The following is a 24,335-nucleotide window of genomic DNA, read 5'->3' as shown; positions in this document are numbered from 1 at the left end:
GCGCGATTTGAAAATACTGCAGATTAACGCTTCTTATAAACCGGCTTTTATTTACGGCGGGCCCACCATGTCTGTGTCAAAACTAAGCGAAGAAGTGGCTAAAGCAGGCTGCACCCTGAATGTTTATACCACTACAGCCAATGGTACTGACGAGCTTCCGATTATGCCAAACATCACCAAATCTGTCGACGGTGTTGAGGTAAGCTATTTTAAACGTATAACTAAAGACCATTCCCATTTGTCGCCTGCCTTGTTAAGGGCCTTGTGGAGAAATGCCGGGCAGTATGATGTTATCCATATCCATGCATGGTGGAACCTGGTCTCTGTTTTATCTGCATTGGTAGCTCAGTTAAAGCGGGTACCTGTCGTTATATCGCCCAGAGGTACGTTAAGTGATTATTCATTTGATTACAAAAATAGTTTAATTAAAAAGCTGCTCCATAATTGGCTGGGCAGGCCGTTATTAAACCGATCTTTTATTCATGCCACCTCTCCCGCCGAGCAACAGTCGCTGCAACAAATTATTAAACCCCGGCACATATTTGACATCCCGAATTTTGTTAAGATAGCGTCATCAGCAAAAACAAAACTAAAGGAAGATTCCATTTTCAAATTGTTGTTTTTTTCGCGCATTGACGAAAAGAAAGGGCTTGACATTTTGCTGCACGCCCTGGCCCTGCTTAAAATCCCTTACCATTTAACCATAGCCGGCAACGGGGATGACAACTATATCAGCTTTCTGAAAAATATAGCGCATTACAACAATACTGAACGATATATAAGCTGGATCGGTTTTCGGCACGACGACAAGTTTGACATTCTGGCCGGTCATGATTTAATGATATTGCCGTCGCACAATGAAAATTTTGGAAACGTAGTCATTGAAAGTTTAAGCGCCGGCACACCTGTGTTGCTATCAGAAGGCGTAGGATTAGCCGGTTACGTAACCAAAAATAACATGGGATGGGTTTGCCAGGCAAACCCGCAGTCGGTTGCCGGTGTGATACAGGATATCGCAATTAATCAAAAAAATAAATTACAACAAATCAGTGCCTATGCGCCCGGCCTTATCCATGCCGACTTTGATGAGAATAAATTGGTACAACGGTATATAGGTATGTATCAGCACATCATAAAATCAAAGCGGCCCTGAATATCTGAAAGCTTTGCCTAAATTAGCCTGACAAAACTCTTAAATTTGAGCGTACCCTATTCATTTATAGTTTTGACTCATAACGAGGAATTGCACCTGCGGCGCTTTCTCGAATCGGTTGCTGATTTGAATGCACCTGTCTTTGTTATTGACTCAGGAAGCACAGATGCCACTTTGGGTATTGCTCAGGAATTTGGCGTACAGGTTTTGTACAATACTTTTATTAATCATCCGCAACAGTGGGATTTTGCCCTAAAAACCTGCCCGGTACAAACGCCCTGGGTTATCGGCCTTGATGCCGACCAGGTGGTAACACCCGAACTAAAGCAGCGCCTGCTCAGTTTTAAAGATCAGGACTTTGCCGGTGTAAACGGCATATACTTTAACAGAAAAAACTTTTTTAAGGGCCGATGGATTAAGCATGGCGGTTATTATCCGTTTTATTTACTGAAAATGTTCAGATATGGCATAGGGTACTCTGACACCACCGAAAAAATGGACCACCGCTTTGTTGTACCGGGTAAAACAGAGATATGGAAAGACGGACATATTTTGGAAGAAAACCTTAAAGAAAACCACATCAGCTTTTGGATAGATAAACATAACCGCTACAGCGACCTGGTTGCGCAACAAGAGGTTGAGCGCATGCAATCAGGAGCGGAATTTGCAGAGCACCCTACGCCATGGGGATCGCCCAATGAACGGAAAGCCTGGTTTAAAAAAATCTGGTTTAAGCTGCCGCGATACCTCAGGCCAACGCTGTATTTTACTCAGCGAATGATATTTCAATTGGGCGTATTAGATGGCCGCACAGGCATTATCTTTCATTTTTTACAGGGATTTTGGTTCAGGCTGATTGTAGATGTCAAGATAGATGAACTGTTAAAACAGCAAAAGCATGGCGACCAAACAAAATAGCCCTCTGCGTTTTGCAGTTGTCTTTATCATCCTGTTTTTAGGGCTTTACTATTTTAATATTGCTTTTTTTGGAATAACAAGTCCGGGTAATTTTTACAGTCCTTTTTTAGCCGGACACTTAAATTATATTAACGCTTTACGCGATATTTTGCTTTGGTGCAGTACTACTATTATAAAATACTTTGGTTTTAATGTCATTACCAACGATTATAGTTTGCTCGTCGCCGGTAGCGGTTTGATAAGACTTGTTTATTCTTGCCTGGGGCTGGGCGTGATTTTTAATGCGCTGATCTATATACTTATAAGGCATAAGCTTGTATTTTTGGGTCAAAGCCGATATCACCAAAACAAAGCATGCTGAAAACCGATCTTAAATCTTATAATAATCATCCCTATCACCCCGGTGCCGGCATTGTCAAGCGCTTTTTATGGCATTATATAAACAGCTTTGTTTTTAAAACCAGCCTGTTCCCGGTTTATGGCATCAAGAATACCTTATTACGCTTGTTTGGGGCTAAATTAGGCAGCCAGGTAGAAGTTAAGCCTAACGTAAATATTAAATATCCCTGGTTACTTACTATAGGCGATGAAGTATGGATTGGCGAGGAAGTCTGGATAGATAACCTGGTGAGGGTAACCATCGGCTCTAATATTTGCCTATCGCAGGGGGCCACGATACTGACCGGCAGCCACAACTATAAAAAACCGTCGTTTAATCTGATTACCGGGCCGGTTATTATTGAAGATGGTGCATGGATTGGCGCTAAGGCTATAATCAATCAGGGAATTACCATAGGCTCGCATGCGGTGTTGACCACAGGTTCCGTCGCCACGAAAAATCTGGAACCTTATGCTGTTTATCAGGGAAACCCCGCCGTTAAAATACGCGACCGGATCATTTCATAAAGATTATGTCATTCTGTGTTTATAGGATCACATCCTCATTAAAATACCCGTTAACCCTGGCTATTAATCTCGCGCCAGAGCAGATCTTTTAATACATCAATATTTTTTTGCGCTACAGATGATATGAAAACCGATAGGATATCGGCAGGCACCTGCTGTTTCATTTCGGCGGTCAGTTCATCGTCCAGCATGTCAGCCTTGGTAACGGCCAGCACACGCGGTTTATGCATCAGTTCGGGGTTATATTCGTTAAGCTCTTTTAGCAGAATATCGTACTCTTGCTGAATGGTTCGCGCGGTATCGGCAGGAATCATGAATAGCAGCACAGCATTACGTTCAATATGTTTCAGGAAACGGATACCTAAACCTTTACCTTTTGATGCACCTTCGATAATTCCCGGAATATCAGCCATAACAAAGGATTTATTACCGCGATACGCCACAATACCCAGGTTAGGCACCAAAGTAGTAAAAGCATAGTCAGCTATTTCGGGCTTAGCTGCTGATACTACAGAAAGCAGTGTCGATTTACCTGCATTAGGGAAACCAACCAGGCCAACATCCGCCAGTATTTTTAATTCCAGGATATTCCAGACTTCCTCGCCAGGTTCGCCGAGCTGGGCAAAACGTGGCGTCTGGCGGGTAGCGCTTTTAAAGTTGGCATTGCCCAAGCCACCACGGCCACCTTTGGTTAAGATCCTGGTCTCGCCATCGGTATTAATTTCGAATAATATCTCGCCGGTTTCCGCGTCACGGGCTATGGTGCCCAGCGGAACTTCCAATATCTCGTCACGACCGGTTTTACCGCTGCTCAGCGAGCTGCCGCCCGACTCGCCGTCGCCCGCAATAACGTGTTTACGGAATTTCAAATGAAGCAAGGTCCACAATTGAGCGTTACCTTTAACAATAACATGTCCGCCGCGGCCACCATCGCCACCATCCGGGCCACCCATTGACGTATGTTTATCGCGGTGCAAATGTGCTGATCCGGCTCCGCCATGACCTGAGCGGCAGCATATCTTCACATAATCAACAAAATTTGAACCTTGAGACATTTTGATTGAGTTTTTAGCCTGTAAGTCGGAAAGTCCGGAAGTGATATATCGCTAAATACAACGATAACAAACTTACGGACTCTCTGACTCGCGACGTGCGGACTATTTAAAAATTGTTACGGACTTCGGACTTGCCGACTTCCGGACTAATACGAAATTATCACAGTATTAATAGCATCAAAAATCTCTTCGATAGAGCCTATGCCGTTAATGCTTTTAAATTTATTTTGGTCTTTATAGAAACCTGCAACGGGTGCAGTTTTCTCATTGTATTCTTTAATTCTTTTACGGATGATCTCCGGATTAGCATCATCCGGGCGGCCAGAATCTTTGCCTCTCAGCAACAACCTGTGCTCGAGTTCGTCGTCATTAACTTCTAAAGCTATCATGCCCGAAATGGCAGTTGCTTTGCTTGTCAGCAATTCATCTAAAGCTTCGGCTTGTGCAACAGTCCGGGGGAAACCGTCGAAAATAAAACCTTTGGCATCTTTATTGGCGTCAAGCTTATTGCTGATCATACCAATAACCACTTCGTCGGGCACTAACAATCCCTGATCCATTAGCTTTTTAGCTTCAAGACCTAACTTTGTCCCTTGTGCAATTTCGCCGCGAAGCAAATCGCCTGTCGACAGGTGGATTAAACCATATTTGTCGATAAGTTTTTGTGATTGAGTACCTTTTCCGGCTCCTGGCGGGCCAAATAATACTAAGTTGAGCATGTGCGTCTAAAATTATAAAGCCTTCCGGTTTGTATACTGAAAGGCTTAACGTACTGGTGCACTTGTAGGGATTCGAACCCCAAACCTTCTCATCCGTAGTGAGATGCTCTATCCAATTGAGCTACAAGTGCGCTATTCTATATTTGAATAATCCGCTGTTTTTAACGGACTGCAAAAATAGGATATATTTTTGATCTACCTTATTTTTTTTAAAAAAATAACAAACCACGCTGTTTATCACAGTTATAAAAATATTAAAAAGATGAATACTCAGCTAATTTTATAGTTTTATCTTATAAAGTTTAAAAGGTTGAAACTCTTTAAAGATATATTTTCCGAACCGGCAGTTATACCAGAAGTTTTAAATCAAAAAAGATATCCGGGTCTTAATGGCCTGCGTGGTATCTCTATAATATTGGTAGTCATTTATCATTTTATTTTCTTTAAATATCCCGGTCAACTCTCAGGTCTACAATTCATTGGACCACTTGGGGTAGAAATTTTTTTTGTTATCAGCGGCTTTTTAATCACCTCGCTTTGTTTAAAAGAAAAAATACAAACCGGCAATATATCTCTTAAGGCTTTCTATATCCGCAGGATTTTACGAATTATACCGGTTGCCTATTTGTATATCATAGTCATCTTTATTCTTAATGCAGTGTTTCATCTTCAAATAGCACCTGTGCGGTTTATGTTTGCCGCGTTATTTCTGATAAACCTTTCGATATCCCGAATTCAAAGCTATGATTGGTATCTGGCGCATTATTGGTCACTGTCAACAGAAGAACAATTTTATTTATTCTTTCCTGCCATTTTAAAAAAATATTTCAGGGTATTTGTGTTTTTATTGCTGATTATCTGCTTTGTAGTGCCAATCATACGCTTTAGCCAATCGTTCGGTTATTTAAACTATAGCTGGTTCATGGCTTTAATAAGGTATCTGATCAAATTTCAAAGCATAAGCATCGGCTGCTTAATATCTATCTTAACGTTTAAGGGGCATCTTGATTTTAAACAATTTAAGCTGGCTGTAACGTTATTGGCTATTGCCGGTATCTGTTATTTTAAATATAACCAGGTTTTGAGCCCACCCGTTATCTTTTGTAATCTTGCAACTGCTATCCTGATCGGGTTAGTCGTAGTCAATTGCATCCGGGCTGATCGCAGCTTTATTTTTAACATATTAAATTCTAAACTTTTAAGCACCATAGGCATATTGTCGTACAGTATTTATATCTGGCAACAACCATTCCTGTCAAATGACAAAAACCTGCCGCTTAGTATGTTTCCATATAATTTCATTTTTTTATTGATAACACCCGTCGTTTCTTACTATTGTTTCGAAAAATATTTTTTAAAGCTAAAACAGTCGTTTCACAAAAGGCTTAATTAACTATTCCGTTTTTTCTGCAATTGGCGCAAAATCAGGCAAATCCTTTGCAGATTCCAACACCTCGGCATCTATAATATTCTGATTTTCGTCTATCACAAAGGCAGCGCGCATGGCCACACCGTTCAGTCCGAACACAAATTCTTCGTAAATGGCGCCGTAAGCAGTTGATACTTCTTTGTTAAAGTCGGACAGCAGATCGAACTGGTAATTATTCTCCTCTTTAAACTTAGCCAGCGTAAAGGGTGAGTCGACAGATATACCCATGATTGTAGCATTCAGCCCATCATAATAACCAAAATTATCGCGCACGGTACAAAGCTGCTCGGTGCAGGTACCGGTAAACGCCATAGGGAAAAAATGAATAATTACTTGCGACCCTTAAAATCGGCCAATGAAACTTCTTTTAAAGCCGATGATACTAATTTGAATTGCGGTGCCGGTTGGCCAATGGTTAGTGACATAGCTATTTGTTTTGTATCGCAAAGAAATAATATTAAAGCATATCAATCGTAACCTGCCTGCAATAAATTTAATATTGATATATTTAAATCTCAAAACCTTGTCCCTATGAAAAAGCTTATCGTTAGCTGTTTATTGATGTTGGCCGGTGTAATTCACAGCCATGCGCAAAATGCAAAGGTCCATGTTGTCATCCATCATGGCAGCAGCAAAAACTATATATACATTACGCAGCGCTTACCTACGCCCCAATTTTTTGATAAAGACTACCAGGTAGATGAGCAAAGCCAAACCAGAAAGGCTACCCTTGAATTTACACTGAAGCAACCGCTTTCGGTAACGCTTTACTATAGTGTGCAAAAGGGCCGGTCGCTAAGCAAAAGTTACAACCTGTACCTGAGGCCTGGCGATGATATTACCTTAACCGCCGATTTACAAAAACCTCAGAATACCATTGTAGTAACCGGCAAGGGCAGCGAAAATAACCAGTTCTTGGAGAATACCGGCGATGTTGACGATGAAAAAATGTATGGCGATACCTTGCCCAATCGCATTATAGCCCTGATAAATAAGCAGGCGGCCATCAACAGAGAACAACTACACACTTACATTGCCAGATACCATCCCTCGGCCGATTTTATTAAGAAGCAGCAATACGAGGTGATTTACTTTGCAGCCGACGACTATTTTGGATTTAAGGAAAATAATAAGTTCGGGATACAGAAAGCATATGCCCGCAATAAGGCCCTTTGGCAAAAGGTACAGGATAGCTTGTTTATTACGGCAGGCAATCAAACCCGCCAACTTAACAAACAATTGCTTGCAAAAACCAGCCTGGATATAAATAGTATCAGCGGTATAGAACGCGGCACTATCTTAAAGCAACAAAACAATGACGAAGCCCTGGTGGCTACCAATTACAGATCCCTATTGCGCAGCCTATTGGCACGCGTAAAGGAAAACTTATGGAATGAGGCCGAGGAAAACCCTGATCAGTTTTACCGGAAATGGTACCAGACAGACAAGGAAAACGGTGAGAAATTATTTAAGGATGACCGGCAAAACCTGCTCAAGGAAAAAATAATTAAGGCCTATTTTAAGGGGCAAACTGCCGAATTTTTATACGAGGTATTGCTGAACCAAGCCAAGGACGAAAGCGACCCTAAAAATATACCGGTGATATTTAACCGGTTTAAGGAGCAATATCCGCGAAGTAATTTCATCAGCACCTATGAACCTTATGTGGCCGAGATCATTAAAAAAGACAAGTCGCCGTTAACCGACAAAATGATATTTACGGCCGGCAATGGAACCAAACTTCAGAAACTGGACGAAGTATTAGCCCTAACCAAGGGCAAGACCGTATTGGTTGATATGTGGGGCACCTGGTGCGGACCATGCCGCCAGGAGATTGAAAAAAACTCGGCCGCCATCAAGGAGCATTTTAAGGACAAGGGCTTAAATTACCTCTATGTTGCCAATTATGATACAGGCAACCAGGACAACTGGAAAAAACTGATCGCGTATTTCCACCTGGAGGGCACACACATCCTAGCCGGCGAGAGCCTGAGCGACGACATCATGAAAAAGGTAAACGGCCACGGCTATCCTACTTATTTTATTATTAAGAAAGATGGCAGCTATGAAATATCAAAGGCAGGCTACCCGATGAAACGCGATGTACTGGTAAAACAACTGGAAGAAGCATTGGCTATGAAATAGGTAACTATTATTGGCGGAGATGGCATGTTCTTTCAATATGAAAGAAAAGAAATGTTCAATCATGAAGTAGTTTTTAGAGGAGACTTAGGTAATCCCGAATGGAAACAAAATATGACCTGGTATTTGACGGCTTACTACCAACCGATGTTCGCAGATCGAACCCACAAATACTCGAATGAACACTCTCATATTTTCAAAGTTATATTAGAAATAAGTTATCTGCATGAAAGCCATTGTCATAACCCAACCCGGCGCGCCGGATGTTTTGCAAATAGCCGAAAGGCCGATACCGCATTATGGCCCGGATGAAGTATTGGTAAAAGTTACCGCTGCCGGTATTAACCGGCCGGATATTTTTCAACGAAAAGGCAACTACCCGCCCCCACCCGGCGCACCGCAGGATATTCCGGGCTTAGAAATAGCCGGGACCATAGTTGAAGCCGGCAATAATGTTAAGCGATGGAAAGTTGGCGACAAAGTTTGCGCATTGGTGACAGGAGGAGGCTATGCCGAATTTTGCAATGTCCCCGAAAGCCAATGCCTGCCTGTCCCCAAAGGATTGAATTTTGTTGAGGCTGCATCATTACCAGAAACCTTTTTTACGGTTTGGAGCAACGTGTTTGACCGGGGCAAGCTACAACCGGGCGAAAGCCTGCTGATCCATGGCGGCTCGAGCGGCATTGGCGCTACTGCTACACAAATGGCAAAAGCTTTGGGCAGTAAGGTTTATGTAACCGCAGGCAGTGATGAGAAATGTGTGTTCTGCAAGTCGCAAGGAGCTGATGAAGTTATTAATTATCGCACGCAGGATTTTGTGATTGAGATTGATCGCATGACCGGGGAAAAAGGCGTCGATGTAATATTGGACATGGTTGGCGGCAGCTATACCCAGCGAAATTTGAAAGTATTAGCAGAAGAGGGCCGGTTGGTGATGATCAATACCATGGAAGGCAAAAATGTTGAGATAGACCTGTCTATCGTGATGCTAAAAAGGCTTCATATAACCGGCTCAACACTGCGCCCCCGAAGTGTCGAATTTAAGGCCGCTATAGCAGACTCGCTCGAAAAAAATATCTGGCCTTTATTGGCTTCCGGGAAGATAAAGCCTGTGGTGAATGCCGTATTCCCTGCACATCGGGCCGCTGACGCCCATATACTAATGGAAAGCAGTGGGCACACCGGTAAAATAGTATTGAGTTTTGATCTTTAGCCTACCGGCTGTAACACGCTATATATTAATAACTTATAAATACCTGCCTGCATTTTTAAAAATAACGGGGTATGAGCAATAATTTATGGCACTTTTATTAATTATAAAGGCAAAAAAATGTTAGTACAAGTATTTTAATATTCTATTATAAATCTTAACTTTGCGCCCTGAAATAGCGTGAACAAGGTTTCATTTATTTTAACAACATATATTTAAAAAATTACCCGGTTATATATGCCAAACATTGGAAAAATATCACGGATCATCGGTCCGGTAGTAGACGTTAGCTTTGCAGAAAATGCACATCTTCCTAAAATTTACAGTGCGCTTGAGATCACCAAGGAAAATGGCCAAAAGGTTATTTTAGAGGTTCAGCAGCACTTAGGCGAAGACCGCGTTCGCGCGATTGCGATGGATTCAACAGATGGATTATTGCGCGGCATGCCTGTTCTTGACATGGAGTCGGCCATTAAAATGCCTGTGGGCGAAGATATTAAAGGACGTGTATTTAATGTGGTTGGTGCTGCTATAGATGGTATTGCTGACCTGGACAGAACTAACGGTCGTCCAATCCACGCTGCCCCTCCGCGTTTCGAAGATCTTTCTACCGAAACTGAAGTTCTATTTACCGGTATTAAAGTTATCGACTTATTAGAGCCTTACGCAAAAGGTGGTAAAATTGGCTTGTTTGGTGGTGCCGGTGTTGGTAAAACTGTATTGATCCAGGAATTGATCAATAACATCGCGAAAGCTTATGATGGTTTATCAGTATTTGCCGGTGTAGGTGAACGTACCCGTGAAGGTAATGACCTTTTACGTGAGATGCTGGAATCGGGCATTATAAAATATGGTGATGCATTTATGCATTCAATGGAAGAAGGTGGCTGGGATCTATCCAAGATCGATAAGGAGGCTTTAAAAGACTCAAAAGCAACCTTCGTATTCGGACAAATGAACGAGCCTCCCGGTGCACGTGCACGTGTGGCACTTTCTGGTTTAACTATTGCTGAGTATTTCCGCGATGGTGATGCAGAAGGTAAGGGTCGCGATATATTATTCTTCGTTGATAATATCTTCCGCTTTACACAAGCAGGTTCAGAAGTATCAGCGTTATTAGGTCGTATGCCGTCTGCGGTAGGTTACCAGCCAACTCTGGCAACAGAAATGGGTACCATGCAGGAGCGTATTACTTCAACCAAACGTGGTTCAATCACATCAGTACAAGCGGTGTATGTACCTGCGGATGACTTGACCGACCCTGCGCCGGCAACAACTTTCGCTCACTTAGATGCTACTACCGTATTATCTCGTAAAATTGCCGAGTTAGGTATTTACCCTGCGGTGGATCCGTTGGATTCAACTTCACGTATCCTGAGCCCGGCTATTTTGGGTGACGAGCATTACGGTACCGCTCAACGTGTTAAAGAGATCTTACAACGTTACAAAGAGTTACAAGACATTATCGCCATTTTAGGTATGGATGAGTTGTCTGAAGAAGATAAATTAGTAGTATCCCGCGCACGCCGTGTACAACGTTTCTTATCACAACCGTTCCACGTAGCAGAGCAATTTACCGGCTTAAAAGGTGTATTGGTTGATATTAAAGAAACCATCAAAGGCTTTAATATGATCATGGATGGCGAAGTAGATCAATATCCTGAAGCAGCATTTAACCTTGTAGGGACCATTGAAGATGCTATCGAAAAAGGTAAAAAACTATTAGAAGAAGCAAACGCGTAATTAGTGAATGGTGATTGGTGAGTAGTTGTTTTACGACATGTACCACTCACCACTCACTTACTCACCATTAACTATACAACATGACATTAGAAATCCTTACTCCCGATAAAAAAGTGTTTGAAGGCGAAGCTACTTCGGTAACTCTTCCGGGCACTTTGGGTTCTTTTGAGATATTGAGCCACCACGCTCCTATTATCTCGACACTGCAAGACGGTAAATTAACCGTTCGCGGCAGCGGAAAAGAAGAAGCTTTTTATATAAAAGGCGGTGTTGTTGAAGCGTTAGACAATGTAGTTACCGTACTGGTCGAAGGCATAGAGCATCGCTAATAGTTAAAGATATTTTCAGGAAAGGCCCGGACAGATTGTCCGGGCCTTTTTTTGTTTTGATTGTTTTTTTCAGATTGGTAGGTAAGCAACAACTTACTATTTACTTGTTATTATTGTAGGCACTTACAACATCAGCTATTTGTTTGTCACGCCCTAGAACGAACACTTTATTTATTGATTCTATTTTAGGTACAAGATCAGGCTTGCTTTGGGTTATTTTTTTAAGTTGCTTTTGTAAGCTGTTAAACATTCCTATTTTATGAACCCCTTGTCCGCTCAAAAAGAAATATTCAAGAAAGTTCTCTGTAAAGTTATAATTGTCCCAGGAATAAGATTTATACCAGTTTAACTTCCCTACTTGCATCCGTCGAAACAAAGGCGGCATTTTATATTTGCTAAGTTCAGGCACTGATTCTACCGAAACAAATTCGACCTTATTGCCTTGTAATTCAAATTCAAGATATTTTACATCTTCTGATGGTATAAATTTTTTATCAGTAGGATTAGATAATCGAATTTTACTTCTAAAATCAGAACCGTGAATAAACACTTCATCGTCAATATCATATGTACTAATCTTTATACTAGTTTTAATGGTGTCGTTTTTCTTAGTAATGATAATAGCATCTTTTTGAAGTGTTTCTTGGGCGTATAAAAATCCTATATTTAAGATTAGAAATAATGATAATAAAACAGGCTTCATATTGGAGTTATAATTTTTGTCTCTAATATAAAAAAAGCACGATATGTTGTATGATAATTATACAAAGAAACAGACTCACTAGATTAGTTTGTTCCGTGTAATCGTGTAATTATATAATGAAAATCCACCAAACAAAATACCCCAATTTTATTTTACCAATCCCAACAATTTTATACATTAGCTTCGTAAATCAATTATTACCAATTTAATGTATCACAATTACCGTAAGGCAGCCACAGCTGTGACCTGCACCTTATTAGTTACAACCTTACACATAAGCACTGCGCTTGCCCAACGCGACACCACCGCTCAAAAAATCACTATGCCTGCCGACGGCAAACTGATTAATGATAAACCTATAGGCCAGGGATGGGTAAATATGCTCGACCTGAAAAAATTAAACCTACAACCCGAATTTTGGAAACTAAACAACGGCGTGTTACACGGCGATTGTAGCAACCAAACTGAAAACCATAATAGCTACAGTAAAAAGATATTTTCAGATTTTGAAGTGAATATTCTGGTAAAAATGGGCGGCGATGAAAACGCCAATTCGGGTGTATGCCTGCGTGTACATCCCGACAACTTTAGCAAAGCAACAGGCTATCAGATTGATATGGCAAAAGGTGCCTGGGGCTCATTATCCGAAGAGGGCCGCGCGGGTATGCTGCAACGTTACCCTGGCAAGGCCTCGGCCAAATTGATAAAAGCTAACGATTATAACCACTATTATATTAAAGCCCGTGGCCACCATATAGAAGCCTGGCTTAATGGCGTAAAAACGGTCGACTCAGATTATGAGGGTGCTTTCCTTGACGGCAATATCGGCATTCAACTTGCCCGGGGACCCAAGCACACTACAGTTGATGTAAAGGGTTTTTACGTACGCGAATTGAATTTATAATAATAAAAAAGGACGGCACAACCGTCCTTTTTTATTACCAGGATCATATTCCCATTTGATCAACTTTTTTACCGCCGACGGGAATTTCAGGCAGAAAAAATGACTTTTATTATGCATGCATAAAAACCATACCGAATACCGTTTTGAACTTTGGTATACACGTACAAAAATTTAATTTTGTAATTAATACATTTAGTAAAATATTATTTACTAAATTGCTATGAAAAATAAAATATAGTATTTTTTTAAAAAAATTCAAAGACACTATTGCCAGTTTTTAGGTGGTTATCTATCTTAAGGAAACAAAAATTAACCGATAGGAAACCTTGTGTCCTATAATAAAAAACAGACTAAAAAATGAGTTCATCTAACAGCACAACCGGCGCAGAGTTAAACAAGTACAGTAAAACTTTTACGCAGGACCCTACCCAACCCGCCGCGCAGGCCATGCTTTACGGTATTGGCTTAACCGATGAAGACATGAAAAAAGCACAGGTTGGTGTAGCAAGTATGGGCTATGACGGCAACACTTGCAACATGCACCTTAATGACCTGGCTAAACTGGTTAAACAAGGTATTTGGAATGAAGGGCTGGTTGGACTTATTTTTAATACTATTGGTGTGAGCGACGGTATGGGCAACGGTACCGCAGGTATGCGTTATTCGCTGATCAGCCGCGATGTAATTGCAGATTCGATCGAAGCTGTTACCGCTGCACAATATTACGATGGGCTGATTGCGCTGCCAGGCTGCGACAAAAATATGCCCGGTTCTGTTATGGCAATGGGCCGCTTAAACCGTCCTTCTATTATGGTATATGGTGGTACTATACACCCCGGCCACTGGAAAGGCGAAGACCTGAACATTGTATCAGCATTTGAGGCATTAGGTAAAAAGATTGCCGGCCAGATTGATGATGTCGATTTTATGGGTATCATCAAAAATGCCTGTCCAAGCGCCGGTGCCTGCGGCGGTGTTTACACAGCTAATACGATGGCTGCTGCTATCGAGGCTTTGGGAATGAGTTTACCTTATTCGTCATCAAACCCGGCCCTAAGCGACGAGAAAAAAGCTGAATGTCTGGCAGCGGGCAAGGCTATTAAATTATTATTAGAGAAAGATATAAAACCAAGCGATATCATGACCCGCAAAGCATTCGAGAATGCAATGGTGGTGATTATGGTGCTGGGCGGATCGACCAACGCGGTGCTGCACATGATAGCCATGGCAAAAAGCGTTAACGTAAAACTTACCCAGGATGATTTTCAGGAGATCAGTAACCGCATACCGGTATTGGCAGACATGAAACCAAGCGGTAAATATATGATGACCGACCTGCACAATGTTGGTGGTGTACCTGCGGTTATGAAATACCTGTACCAACAAGGCTGGCTGCACGGCGACTGTATGACTGTTACCGGTAAAACACTGGCCGAGAATTTGGCAGAAGTTGCTGAACTGGACTTTAACAAGCAAGATATTATATGGCCGGTTGAAAAACCTGTTAAGGCTACCGGCCACTTACAGATACTTTACGGAAACATTGCCGAAGGCGGTAGTGTGGCTAAGATCAGCGGTAAAGAGGGCGAGCGCTTTTCAGGTCCTGCCCGTACATTTGATGGAGAATTTGAACTGATTGATGGTATACAAAGCGGCCGAGTCAAAGCGGGTGATGTGGTAGTTATCCGCAACGTGGGCCCTAAAGGCGCGCCGGGTATGCCCGAAATGCTTAAGCCAACATCAGCCATTTTTGGCGCAGGTTTAGGCGCATCGGTAGCATTGATCACCGACGGTCGTTTTAGTGGTGGTACCCACGGTTTTGTGGTGGGCCACATCACCCCCGAAGCTTTTGACGGGGGCGCTATAGGCTTGATCAATGACAATGATATTATTGAAATTGACGCTGCAACAAACAGCATCAACCTAAAAATATCTGACCAGGAAATGGCTGCACGTAAAGCTGCATGGAAACAGCCTGCGTTAAAAGCAACCAAAGGCTTACTATATAAATATGCCAAAACTGTTTCAAACGCGGCAGAAGGTTGCGTAACAGACGAGTTGTAAATTGAGGTTAAAGTAAAGCCCAAAGTAAAAGGCTTTCTTAATCAAATTAAAAATCAGTGAGATCGCCGACAAAGTAGGCGAGATCATAAAAAAATAAACAGTATGGAAGTTGCACAACAAGAAATACTAACACAACCGGCTACAACGGAAAGCAAAAGAGTTTCCGGATCGGTAGCGGTATTAGAAGCATTAATAGCAGAAGGCGTTGATACCATCTTTGGTTATCCGGGTGGTGCCATTATGCCTATATATGATGCTTTATATGATTATAATGACAAACTTAACCATGTTTTGGTTAGACATGAGCAAGGTGGCACACACGCCGGCCAGGGCTATGCACGCACCTCTGGTAAGGTAGGCGTGGTATTTGCCACCAGCGGCCCCGGTGCTACCAACCTGGTAACAGGTTTGGCCGATGCTCAGATAGACAGTACCCCGCTGGTTTGCATCACCGGTCAGGTGTTTGCTTCTTTATTGGGTACTGATGCTTTTCAGGAAACTGACGTGATCAACATCACCACGCCGGTTACTAAGTGGAACTATCAGGTTACTGATGCTAACGAGATCCCCGAAGTATTGGCTAAGGCATTTTATATTGCTAAAAGCGGCCGCCCGGGCCCGGTTTTGATCGACATTACCAAAAATGCACAGATACAAGAGTTCGACTATAAAGGTTATATCAAATGCGAACATATTCGCAGTTATCGCCCAAAACCTATCGTTCGTCCGCAATATATTGAGCAGGCAGCTCAGTTGATCAATCAGGCTAAAAAACCATTCGTATTATTTGGTCAGGGTATATTGCTGGGCAGTGCCGAGAAAGAATTTAAAGCTTTTATTGAAAAAAGCGGTATCCCGGCTGCCTGGACCATTTTAGGTGTAGGTGCTATTCCTACTGATCACCCGCAGAACGTAGGTATGCTGGGTATGCACGGCAATTACGGGCCAAATGTTTTAACTAATGAGTGCGACGTTTTGATTGCCATAGGGATGCGTTTTGACGATCGCGTTACCGGCCGTTTAGATAAATACGCCAAACAGGCTCAGGTTATCCATTTGGATATTGACCCGGCCGAAATTGACAAAAACGTTAAAACAACCGTACCTGTTTGGGGCGATTGTAAGGAAACGCTGCCGATGCTTACCGCCTTAATCGAGGAAAAACAACATACCGAGTGGTTAAATCGCTTTAAAGAATACACCCGCCAGGAAGTTGAGGCTGTCATTCATGATGAACTTAACCCAACCACTGCCGAGATGACTATGGGCGAGGTTATTAAACAACTTAATGAATTGACTAAAGGCGAGGCAGTTATTGTTACTGACGTCGGTCAGCATCAAATGGTGGCTTGCCGTTATGCACAATTCAACAATACACGCAGTAACGTTACCAGCGGCGGTTTAGGTACTATGGGCTTTGCCCTTCCCGCGGCCATCGGCGCTAAATATGGTGCTCAGGATCGCACCGTTGTAGCTATCATCGGCGACGGTGGTTTCCAGATGACGTGCCAGGAATTAGGTACCATTATGCAGACCGGGGTTGATGTTAAGATTATCATCCTGAACAATCGTTTTCTGGGTATGGTGCGCCAGTGGCAAGAGCTGTTTAATTCGCGACGCTACTCATTTGTAGATATTCAAAGCCCCGACTTTGTGAAACTGGCCGGTGCTTATGATATCCCGGGCAAACGCGTTGAAGAACGCGAGCAGCTACAAGGCGCTTTAAAAGCGATGTTAGAAACCAAAGGGTCATTCCTGTTAGAAGTGATGGTAACTAAAGAGAACAACGTGTTCCCGATGGTGCCGCAGGGCTGTAGCGTTAGTGAGATCAGACTTAAATAAGCAAAAAAGTAAAAGCTGATAGGCTAACGACCCAAATGACAGTGAAGCGAATGACCAATGACTAATTAATTAAGACAATGAGCAATCAAGATATAAACGGTAAGCAGGAATATAACATCACCATCTATACCGAAAACCAGGTTGGTTTACTGAACAGGATGGCGATCATATTCACCCGTCGTAAAATAAATATAGACAGTTTGAATACCTCTCCTTCTGAAGTTGAAAGTATTCACCGTTTCAACATTGTGATCACCGAATCTGAAGAAGTGGTGCGTAAACTTACACGCCAGATTGAAAAACAGGTAGAGGTTTTGAAAGTGTACTACCACAGCAACGAAGATGTGATATGGCAGGAACTGGCGCTTTACAAAGTATCGACAGATATAATTGCCGAGAAAGTAAGCGTTGAGCGTTTGCTGCGCGAAAATGGCGCCCGCGCGGTGGTGATCCGTAAAGATTATACCGTGTTTGAAACCACCGGACATCGCGAAGAAACAGACAACCTGATCAAAATTCTTCAACCCTACGGGCTGATTGAATTTGTACGCAGCGCGCGGGTAGCTATTATCAAGGGCAGTGAAGGCTTTAACGCCAAGCTGCGTGAGTTTGAAAGGCTTGAACCGGGCGAGGAAGTAATGGAGAACGAGTATTTGAATAAGGGCAGCAAGGTGTTTACAATGTAAGAGAGCGCCTGTCATTGCGAGCGAAGCGCGGCAATCGCAAGGAGAACAGTTCGCGATTGCTTCGTCGTCCCTCCTCGCAATGACAAAAAGAAAATCAACTAATAACCAAGTAACATAACAATCGGTGTAATCAAAAAATCATCGGTGAAATCAAAATCAATAAAAACAAAAACAATGGCAAAATTAAATTTCGGCGGCACTGTAGAAAACGTAGTAACCCGCGAGGAGTTCCCTCTATCGAAAGCACAAGAAATCCTGAAAAACGAGACAGTAGCTGTAATTGGTTATGGCGTGCAAGGTCCTGGTCAGGCTCTTAACCAAAAAGACAATGGTATCAACGTAATCGTTGGTCAGCGTAAAAATTCAAAAACATGGGATAAGGCTATCAGCGATGGCTTTGTACCGGGCGAAACCCTTTTTGAAATTGAAGAAGCTTTAGAAAGAGGTACTGTAATTTGTTATTTATTAAGTGATGCTGCACAGATTGCTTTATGGCCAACTGTTAAAAAACACTTAACTCCTGGCAAAGCATTATACTTCTCTCACGGTTTTGGTATCACTTTCAACGAGCAAACCGGCATCATCCCACCAGCCGATGTTGACGTATTTTTAGTTGCTCCAAAAGGTTCGGGTACTTCACTGCGCCGTATGTTCCTGCAAGGCCGTGGTTTGAATTCAAGCTACGCTATCTTCCAGGATGCAACCGGTAAAGCATTTGAGCGTGTTATTGCTTTAGGTATCGCTGTAGGTAGCGGCTACCTGTTCGAAACTGATTTCCGTAAAGAAGTTTATAGCGATTTAACTGGCGAGCGTGGTACACTGATGGGTTGTATTCAGGGTATCTTTGCTGCTCAATACGAAGTATTACGCAGTAATGGACACTCTCCCTCTGAATCATTTAACGAAACTGTTGAGGAGCTAACCCAATCATTAATGCCTTTGGTTGCAGAAAACGGTATGGACTGGATGTATGCCAACTGCTCAACCACAGCACAACGTGGTGCGTTAGACTGGTGGAAAAAATTCCGTGACGCTACAAAACCTGTATTTACAGACCTTTACAACAGCGTTGCTACCGGGAAAGAGTCACAACGTTCAATCGACTTAAACAGCCAGCCAGATTACCGCGAGAAACTGGATGCTGAATTAGCAGAGCTACGCGAAAGCGAATTATGGCAGGCAGGTAAAACCGTACGTAGCTTGCGTCCGGAAAACCAGGCTGTAGAAGCGTAAATAGAGATAATAGCTGAAAGGCGAAAGCCAAAAGCTAATTGTCATTGCGAGGAGGTACGACGAAGCAATCGCGAACCTTTTTCTTGCGATTGCCACGATACCGCTCGCAATGACATATTTAATAATTGAATAATAAACAATTAAACACATGTTACACGATCCCAACCGAGTCTACGTTTTCGATACCACGCTTCGCGATGGCGAACAGGTACCGGGCTGCCAGTTAACCACCCCCGAAAAAATTGAGATTGCCCGCGAACTGGAGGCATTAGGTGTTGACATCATTGAAGCGGGTTTCCCTATTTCAAGCCCCGGCGATTTCCAGAGTGTGGTAGAAATATCAAAAGCTGTAAAAAAACCTACCGTTTGTGCACTAACCCGTGCCAACAAAGGCGATATAGATGCGGCTGTCGAATCGCTCAAATATGCCAAACACCCGCGTATACATACCGGTATCGGCTCGTCTGATATGCACATTAAACACAAATTTAACAGCACCCGCGAAGAGATTCTGGAGCGCGCTGTTGAGGCTGTGAAATATGCGAAAAAATCTGTTGAGGATATTGAATTTTATGCCGAAGATGCCGGCCGCGCCGATGTGGTGTACCTGGCCCAGATGGTTGAAGCTGTAATTGCAGCCGGCGCTACTGTGGTAAACATCCCCGACACTAATGGCTACTGCCTGCCTGATGTTTACGGACAAAAAATAAAATTCCTGAAAGAAAACGTTAAGAACATAGATAAAGCCATTATATCTGTGCATTGCCATAATGATCTGGGTTTGGCTACCGCTAACTCTATCGCCGGATTGCAAAACGGTGCCCGCCAGATTGAAGGCACCATTAACGGCATTGGCGAACGCGCCGGAAATACTTCTATTGAAGAAGTGGTGATGATTTTGAAAACTCACCAAACGCTTGGCTTATACACCAATATCAATGCTAAGAACTTTTATGAGCTGAGCCGTATGGTAAGCTCGCAAATGCGCATGCCTGTACAGCCTAACAAGGCTATCGTGGGCAGCAACGCATTTGCACACAGCTCAGGCATCCACCAGGATGGTTTCCTGAAAAACCGCGAAAACTACGAAATTATCAGACCAGAGGATGTTGGTTTCCCAAGCGCAAGCATAGTACTTACTGCTCGCAGCGGACGCCATGCACTGAAGTTCCACCTGGAGCGTTTAGGTTATAACCTGAGCAAGGACGAACTGGCAGATGCCTACCATCGCTTCCTGACTTTGGCTGATAGCAAATTAGATATAAATGACGATGATCTGTTAACGTTAGTAGCAGAGAAAGTTAAAAATTGATTGAGTTTATTAAGTGAGTAGTTGCTTTTTAAAATCAACCTATTAAAAAATCAAATTAGAATTAAAAAGTGAGCCTGAAGATTAACTCAATCAGCTTAATCAACCACTCACCACTTAACTAAAATAAAAATGAGCAAGACATTATTTGATAAGGTGTGGGACGCACACGTAGTACGCAAGATTGAAGACGGGCCGGATGTGCTTTTTATTGATCGTCACCTTATTCACGAAGTTACCAGCCCTGTTGCCTTTTTAGGCTTAAAAACAAGAGGCATCAAAGTGTTGTATCCTAACCGTACATTCGCTACTGCCGACCACAACACCCCAACCATTAATCAGCACCTGCCGGTTGCCGATCCGCTTTCGGCTAACCAACTGCACATGCTTGAAGAGAACTCGGCCGAGTATGGCATTAGCCACTGGGGTTTAGGTCACCAGAAAAATGGCATTGTACACGTGGTAGGTCCTGAGTATGGCATTACCCAGCCCGGCGCAACCATTGTTTGCGGCGACTCGCACACTTCAACACACGGCGCCTTTGGTGCAATTGCCTTCGGTATCGGTACTTCAGAGGTTGAAATGGTATTGGCTACACAGTGCATCATGCAGCCAAAGCCTAAAAAAATGCGCATCAACGTTACCGGTAAATTGGGTAAAGGTGTTACACCTAAGGACGTGGCTTTATTCATCATCTCTCAATTAACAACGTCGGGCGCTACAGGTTACTTTATAGAGTATGCCGGCGAGGTTTTCGAGAACATGACCATGGAAGGCCGTATGACCGTTTGTAACCTAAGCATTGAAATGGGTGCACGCGGTGGCATGATCGCTCCGGACGAAACCACCTTCAACTATGTTAAAGGCCGTGAGTTTACGCCAAAAGGCGAAGCCTGGGATAAAGCCTTAGCTTACTACAAAACACTAAAAACTGACGAAGGCGCGGTATTCGACAAAGAATTTACTTATGATGGTTCTGCTATCGAGCCAATGATCACTTACGGTACCAATCCGGGTATGGGTATGGGTATCTCGCATGATATTCCGGATGCAGACCAGATCGAAGGCGGAGTAGCTACTTATGAGAAATCATTGGGCTACATGGGCTTCCACGAAGGCGATTCAATGATAGGCAAACCGGTTGACTACGTATTCGTGGGCAGCTGTACCAATGGCCGTATCGAAGATTTCAGAGCTTTTGCTTCATTAGTAAAAGGCAAACATAAAGCGGCTAACGTTACTGCCTGGTTAGTACCGGGATCACATATTGTTGAAGCGCAGATCAAAGAAGAAGGCATACTGGATATTTTGACCGAAGCTGGTTTCGAACTACGTCAACCGGGTTGCTCTGCCTGCTTAGCAATGAACGACGACAAAGTACCTGCCGGTAAATACGCGGTAAGTACCTCTAACCGTAACTTTGAAGGCCGGCAGGGACCTGGTGCCCGCACCATGCTGGCAAGCCCGCTTGTTGCCGCCGCGGCCGCAGTAACCGGCGTAGTAACAGATCCAAGAACGTTAATTGAAGAACTTGTTTAATCAGTCTTGAGTCCTGAGTCAGAAGCCGTGAATCCTGTTAAAGACTCAAGACTTCTGACTCAAGGCTAAGGCTAAAAAAATAAAAAATGGCTTACGATAAATTTAATATACTAACAAGCACCGCAGTGCCACTGCCTATCGAGAACGTGGATACCGACCAGATCATTCCTGCCCGCTTTTTAAAAGCTACAGAGCGTGTGGGCTTTGGTGATAACTTATTCCGCGACTGGAGATATAACGCAGACAACACACCTAAAAGCGACTTTGTATTGAACGATCCTACCTACAGTGGTAAGATTTTAGTTGGCGGTAAAAACTTTGGCTCGGGCTCATCAAGAGAGCACGCTGCCTGGGCTGTTTATGACTACGGTTTCCGTTGTGTGGTATCCAGCTTTTTTGCTGATATTTTTAAAAATAACTGCTTAAACGTAGGTGTATTGCCGGTACAGGTTAGTCCGGAATTTGCCGAAAAGATATTCTCAGCAATTTTTGCCGACCCTTCTACACAATTAGAAGTAAACCTGTCAGAGCAAACTATCACCCTGGTATCAACCGGCGAAAAAGAGAAATTCGACATCAACGGCTACAAAAAGAATAACTTGCTTAATGGCTTTGACGATATCGACTATCTGCAAAGCATAAAAGGCGATATACAGGAATTTGCGGAGCATCTTCCGTTTTAATTTGACATACTTAACATCGATGTCATTTCGACCGTAGGGAGAAATCTATACACACGGTAATCAAACTCATGTATAGATCTCTTACTATCGTTCGAGATGACAAATTTTTTATAAAGGAGCGATAGTCAGTGTTTATCGCACCGCTCCTTTCAAAAATCACATGGAACGCAGGAAAATAGAGATCATGGATACCACCCTTCGCGATGGCGAGCAAACCTCGGGGGTATCGTTTTCCATATCAGAAAAATTAACCATTACGCAGTTATTGTTAGAGGAGCTGAAGGTCGACCGCGTGGAAATTGCTTCAGCCCGCGTATCTGAGGGCGAATTTCAGGCAGTAAAAGCCATTTTGAAATGGGCTGCAGAAAATGGCTATACCGACCGTATTGAAGTACTGTCGTTTGTGGATAATGGCGTTTCTATTGACTGGATGGTAAGTACCGGCGTGAAAGTACAAAACCTGCTCACCAAGGGTTCACTGAACCATCTTACCCATCAGCTTAAAAAAACACCAGAACAGCATTTTTCCGAGATCAAGCATGTGATTGAACTGGCTGCCAAAAATGGCATTGCTACCAATGTTTATTTAGAGGATTGGAGCAACGGCATGCGCAACTCGCCTGCTTATGTGTATCAGTATCTTGATTTCATCACCAGGCAACCGGTAAAAAGGATATTATTGCCTGACACACTGGGCGTACTAACGCCTGATGAAACCAGCAAATTTCTGACCGGGTTAATAACCCGATACCCGGGTGTTCATTTTGATTTTCATGCGCATAACGATTATGATCTGGGTACTGCCAACGTGCTGGAAGCAGTAAAAGCAGGCGTGAGCGGCTTGCACCTTACCATTAACGGCATGGGCGAACGCGCGGGTAATGCCGCACTAGCCAGTGCGGTAGCTGTTATTAATGACTTTGTGCCCGAGGTTAAGATAGACCTGAAAGAATCATCGATCTACAGCGTCAGTAAGCTCGTTGAAACGTTCTCTGGTGTTCGTATCCCAAGCAATAAACCTATTGTCGGCGATAATGTATTTACCCAAACAGCAGGCATCCATGCCGATGGCGATAACAAAAATAACCTGTATTTCAATGACCTGCTCCCCGAACGTTTCGGCCGTAAGCGCGAGTATGCGCTGGGTAAAACATCGGGTAAAGCCAATATTGAAAAGAACTTGCAGGAGCTTGGCTTGAAACTCAATGATGCCGACCTGAAGAAAGTTACCCAGCGTGTTATTGAACTGGGCGACCGCAAGGAAACAGTTACCAAAGAGGACTTGCCTTACATCATTTCTGACGTTCTGGACAGCAACCTGTACGACCAAAAGGTAGTCATTGAATCGTATGTGTTAATGCATGCCATGGGGCTGCGTCCATCGGCTACCATATCTATGAGCATTGATGGTGAAAAGTTTGAAGAGAACGCGCAGGGGGACGGGCAGTTTGATGCCTTTATGAATGCGCTGACAAAAGTTTACAACAAAAAGAAAAGGACTTTACCCAAGCTGATCGATTACGCGGTACGTATTGCACCGGGCAGCAGCTCTGACGCGCTGTGCGAAACCATTATCACCTGGGAAACCTCTGAAAAGAAATTTTTAACCCGGGGCCTTGATTCAGACCAAACGGTTTGCGCTATTAAGGCTACGCAGAAGATGTTGAATATAATTTAATGACTAGGCAAAAATGGCTGTTATGCCGAGGTACTCGAAGCATGAGGGCAAAGGCCCAACGCTTACCCTTCGAATGCTCAGGGTGGCACC

Annotated in this window: 20 protein-coding genes, 1 tRNA gene and 1 pseudogene; 17 read left to right on the top strand and 5 right to left on the bottom strand. The window is 43.1% G+C overall.

The features are described 5' to 3' along the window. Nucleotides 1–7: 7 nt before the first annotated feature. The 3 genes and pseudogenes from ABD772_RS07720 (at nucleotide 8) to ABD772_RS07705 (ending at nucleotide 2,977) form a co-directional block, all read left to right on the top strand. A complete protein-coding gene (locus tag ABD772_RS07720; protein ID WP_345102462.1) occupies nucleotides 8–1,153 on the top strand; it encodes an XrtY-associated glycosyltransferase XYAG1 in 1,146 nt (381 codons plus the stop codon). 45 nt (nucleotides 1,154–1,198) lie between these two features. Continuing rightward, a pseudogene (locus ABD772_RS07715) lies at nucleotides 1,199–2,396 on the top strand (glycosyltransferase family 2 protein); the annotation flags it as partial. Between the two features lie 29 nt (nucleotides 2,397–2,425). Next, a complete protein-coding gene (locus tag ABD772_RS07705; protein ID WP_345102456.1) occupies nucleotides 2,426–2,977 on the top strand; it encodes a WcaF family extracellular polysaccharide biosynthesis acetyltransferase in 552 nt (183 codons plus the stop codon). A gap of 50 nt (nucleotides 2,978–3,027) precedes the next feature. Here the strand turns inward: ABD772_RS07705 and obgE are convergent, their stop codons facing one another. From obgE to ABD772_RS07690, 3 genes are all read right to left on the bottom strand, one after another. Then, nucleotides 3,028–4,032 (bottom strand): GTPase ObgE, encoded by a 1,005-nt coding sequence (gene obgE / locus ABD772_RS07700; RefSeq protein WP_345102454.1) that lies wholly within the window; start codon nucleotides 4,030–4,032, stop codon nucleotides 3,028–3,030. Nucleotides 4,033–4,178: 146 nt separating this feature from the next. Next, nucleotides 4,179–4,751, bottom strand: coding sequence for an adenylate kinase (locus ABD772_RS07695; RefSeq protein WP_345102452.1), 573 nt, complete (start codon nucleotides 4,749–4,751; stop codon nucleotides 4,179–4,181). A gap of 54 nt (nucleotides 4,752–4,805) precedes the next feature. Then, nucleotides 4,806–4,882, bottom strand: a tRNA-Arg gene (locus tag ABD772_RS07690). A gap of 179 nt (nucleotides 4,883–5,061) precedes the next feature. On the opposite strand from ABD772_RS07690, the gene ABD772_RS17565 reads away from it, so the two are divergent. Next, entirely contained in the window at nucleotides 5,062–6,144 is a 1,083-nt protein-coding gene (locus ABD772_RS17565; protein WP_425562822.1) for an acyltransferase family protein, read from the top strand. Here the strand turns inward: ABD772_RS17565 and ABD772_RS07685 are convergent, their stop codons facing one another. Continuing rightward, entirely contained in the window at nucleotides 6,145–6,492 is a 348-nt protein-coding gene (locus ABD772_RS07685) for a redoxin domain-containing protein (RefSeq protein WP_345102450.1), read from the bottom strand. It abuts the gene before it with no gap. A gap of 219 nt (nucleotides 6,493–6,711) precedes the next feature. Between ABD772_RS07685 and ABD772_RS07680 the strand changes: the two genes are divergently transcribed. The 4 genes from ABD772_RS07680 (at nucleotide 6,712) to atpC (ending at nucleotide 11,604) form a co-directional block, all read left to right on the top strand. After that, nucleotides 6,712–8,325, top strand: a complete 1,614-nt coding sequence (locus ABD772_RS07680; RefSeq protein WP_345102448.1) for a TlpA family protein disulfide reductase — start codon at nucleotides 6,712–6,714, stop codon at nucleotides 8,323–8,325. A gap of 223 nt (nucleotides 8,326–8,548) precedes the next feature. After that, nucleotides 8,549–9,535, top strand: a complete 987-nt coding sequence (locus tag ABD772_RS07675; RefSeq protein WP_345102446.1) for an NAD(P)H-quinone oxidoreductase — start codon at nucleotides 8,549–8,551, stop codon at nucleotides 9,533–9,535. Nucleotides 9,536–9,769: 234 nt separating this feature from the next. Next, nucleotides 9,770–11,275 (top strand): F0F1 ATP synthase subunit beta, encoded by a 1,506-nt coding sequence (gene atpD, locus ABD772_RS07670; protein ID WP_345102444.1) that lies wholly within the window; start codon nucleotides 9,770–9,772, stop codon nucleotides 11,273–11,275. A gap of 80 nt (nucleotides 11,276–11,355) precedes the next feature. Continuing rightward, nucleotides 11,356–11,604 (top strand): ATP synthase F1 subunit epsilon, encoded by a 249-nt coding sequence (gene atpC / locus ABD772_RS07665; protein ID WP_345102442.1) that lies wholly within the window; start codon nucleotides 11,356–11,358, stop codon nucleotides 11,602–11,604. Between the two features lie 100 nt (nucleotides 11,605–11,704). Here atpC and ABD772_RS07660 read toward each other — a convergent pair whose 3' ends face one another. Beyond that, complete coding sequence (locus ABD772_RS07660; RefSeq protein ID WP_345102440.1) at nucleotides 11,705–12,307, bottom strand: hypothetical protein; 603 nt, start codon at nucleotides 12,305–12,307, stop codon at nucleotides 11,705–11,707. 208 nt (nucleotides 12,308–12,515) lie between these two features. On the opposite strand from ABD772_RS07660, the gene ABD772_RS07655 reads away from it, so the two are divergent. From ABD772_RS07655 to ABD772_RS07615, 9 genes are all read left to right on the top strand, one after another. Further along, nucleotides 12,516–13,211, top strand: coding sequence for a 3-keto-disaccharide hydrolase (locus ABD772_RS07655; protein WP_345102438.1), 696 nt, complete (start codon nucleotides 12,516–12,518; stop codon nucleotides 13,209–13,211). A gap of 357 nt (nucleotides 13,212–13,568) precedes the next feature. Further along, nucleotides 13,569–15,275 carry a dihydroxy-acid dehydratase gene (ilvD, locus tag ABD772_RS07650; protein WP_345102436.1) on the top strand — a complete coding sequence of 569 codons (1,707 nt, stop codon included), beginning with the start codon at nucleotides 13,569–13,571 and terminating at the stop codon, nucleotides 15,273–15,275. A 102-nt stretch (nucleotides 15,276–15,377) separates the two neighbouring features. Continuing rightward, nucleotides 15,378–17,117: a biosynthetic-type acetolactate synthase large subunit gene (gene ilvB / locus ABD772_RS07645; RefSeq protein WP_345102434.1), complete on the top strand. Its 1,740-nt coding sequence runs from the start codon at nucleotides 15,378–15,380 to the stop codon at nucleotides 17,115–17,117. 77 nt (nucleotides 17,118–17,194) lie between these two features. Continuing rightward, on the top strand, nucleotides 17,195–17,803 hold the full coding sequence (ilvN, locus tag ABD772_RS07640) for an acetolactate synthase small subunit (protein ID WP_345102432.1): 609 nt from the start codon (nucleotides 17,195–17,197) through the stop codon (nucleotides 17,801–17,803). Nucleotides 17,804–17,977: 174 nt separating this feature from the next. Continuing rightward, on the top strand, nucleotides 17,978–19,036 hold the full coding sequence (ilvC, locus tag ABD772_RS07635) for a ketol-acid reductoisomerase (RefSeq protein WP_345102430.1): 1,059 nt from the start codon (nucleotides 17,978–17,980) through the stop codon (nucleotides 19,034–19,036). A gap of 148 nt (nucleotides 19,037–19,184) precedes the next feature. Continuing rightward, a complete protein-coding gene (locus tag ABD772_RS07630) occupies nucleotides 19,185–20,348 on the top strand; it encodes a 2-isopropylmalate synthase (protein WP_345102427.1) in 1,164 nt (387 codons plus the stop codon). A 129-nt stretch (nucleotides 20,349–20,477) separates the two neighbouring features. Beyond that, on the top strand, nucleotides 20,478–21,884 hold the full coding sequence (gene leuC, locus ABD772_RS07625; protein ID WP_345102425.1) for a 3-isopropylmalate dehydratase large subunit: 1,407 nt from the start codon (nucleotides 20,478–20,480) through the stop codon (nucleotides 21,882–21,884). Between the two features lie 86 nt (nucleotides 21,885–21,970). Beyond that, on the top strand, nucleotides 21,971–22,567 hold the full coding sequence (leuD, locus tag ABD772_RS07620; RefSeq protein ID WP_345102423.1) for a 3-isopropylmalate dehydratase small subunit: 597 nt from the start codon (nucleotides 21,971–21,973) through the stop codon (nucleotides 22,565–22,567). 160 nt (nucleotides 22,568–22,727) lie between these two features. Then, a complete protein-coding gene (locus tag ABD772_RS07615) occupies nucleotides 22,728–24,245 on the top strand; it encodes an alpha-isopropylmalate synthase regulatory domain-containing protein (RefSeq protein WP_345102421.1) in 1,518 nt (505 codons plus the stop codon). Nucleotides 24,246–24,335: the final 90 nt, after the last annotated feature.

This window comes from Mucilaginibacter panaciglaebae (genome assembly GCF_039539265.1).
GTDB classification, from domain to species: Bacteria; Bacteroidota; Bacteroidia; order Sphingobacteriales; family Sphingobacteriaceae; genus Mucilaginibacter; species Mucilaginibacter panaciglaebae.
The sequence above is the reverse complement of the archived record's forward strand: the minus strand, read 5'-3'. Positions and strand labels throughout refer to the sequence as shown.

Coding starts and splice junctions, on each gene's coding strand:
- ABD772_RS07685 (WP_345102450.1), bottom strand. CDS start 6,492: ATGGCGTTTACCGGTACCTGCACCGAGCAGCTTTGTACCGTGCGCGAT.
- ilvN (WP_345102432.1), top strand. CDS start 17,195: ATGAGCAATCAAGATATAAACGGTAAGCAGGAATATAACATCACCATC.
- ilvD (WP_345102436.1), top strand. CDS start 13,569: ATGAGTTCATCTAACAGCACAACCGGCGCAGAGTTAAACAAGTACAGT.
- obgE (WP_345102454.1), bottom strand. CDS start 4,032: ATGTCTCAAGGTTCAAATTTTGTTGATTATGTGAAGATATGCTGCCGC.
- ABD772_RS07660 (WP_345102440.1), bottom strand. CDS start 12,307: ATGAAGCCTGTTTTATTATCATTATTTCTAATCTTAAATATAGGATTT.
- ABD772_RS07630 (WP_345102427.1), top strand. CDS start 19,185: ATGTTACACGATCCCAACCGAGTCTACGTTTTCGATACCACGCTTCGC.
- ilvC (WP_345102430.1), top strand. CDS start 17,978: ATGGCAAAATTAAATTTCGGCGGCACTGTAGAAAACGTAGTAACCCGC.
- ABD772_RS07680 (WP_345102448.1), top strand. CDS start 6,712: ATGAAAAAGCTTATCGTTAGCTGTTTATTGATGTTGGCCGGTGTAATT.
- atpD (WP_345102444.1), top strand. CDS start 9,770: ATGCCAAACATTGGAAAAATATCACGGATCATCGGTCCGGTAGTAGAC.
- ABD772_RS07675 (WP_345102446.1), top strand. CDS start 8,549: ATGAAAGCCATTGTCATAACCCAACCCGGCGCGCCGGATGTTTTGCAA.
- ABD772_RS07695 (WP_345102452.1), bottom strand. CDS start 4,751: ATGCTCAACTTAGTATTATTTGGCCCGCCAGGAGCCGGAAAAGGTACT.
- ABD772_RS07655 (WP_345102438.1), top strand. CDS start 12,516: ATGTATCACAATTACCGTAAGGCAGCCACAGCTGTGACCTGCACCTTA.
- ilvB (WP_345102434.1), top strand. CDS start 15,378: ATGGAAGTTGCACAACAAGAAATACTAACACAACCGGCTACAACGGAA.
- ABD772_RS07615 (WP_345102421.1), top strand. CDS start 22,728: ATGGAACGCAGGAAAATAGAGATCATGGATACCACCCTTCGCGATGGC.
- leuC (WP_345102425.1), top strand. CDS start 20,478: ATGAGCAAGACATTATTTGATAAGGTGTGGGACGCACACGTAGTACGC.
- ABD772_RS07705 (WP_345102456.1), top strand. CDS start 2,426: ATGCTGAAAACCGATCTTAAATCTTATAATAATCATCCCTATCACCCC.
- leuD (WP_345102423.1), top strand. CDS start 21,971: ATGGCTTACGATAAATTTAATATACTAACAAGCACCGCAGTGCCACTG.
- atpC (WP_345102442.1), top strand. CDS start 11,356: ATGACATTAGAAATCCTTACTCCCGATAAAAAAGTGTTTGAAGGCGAA.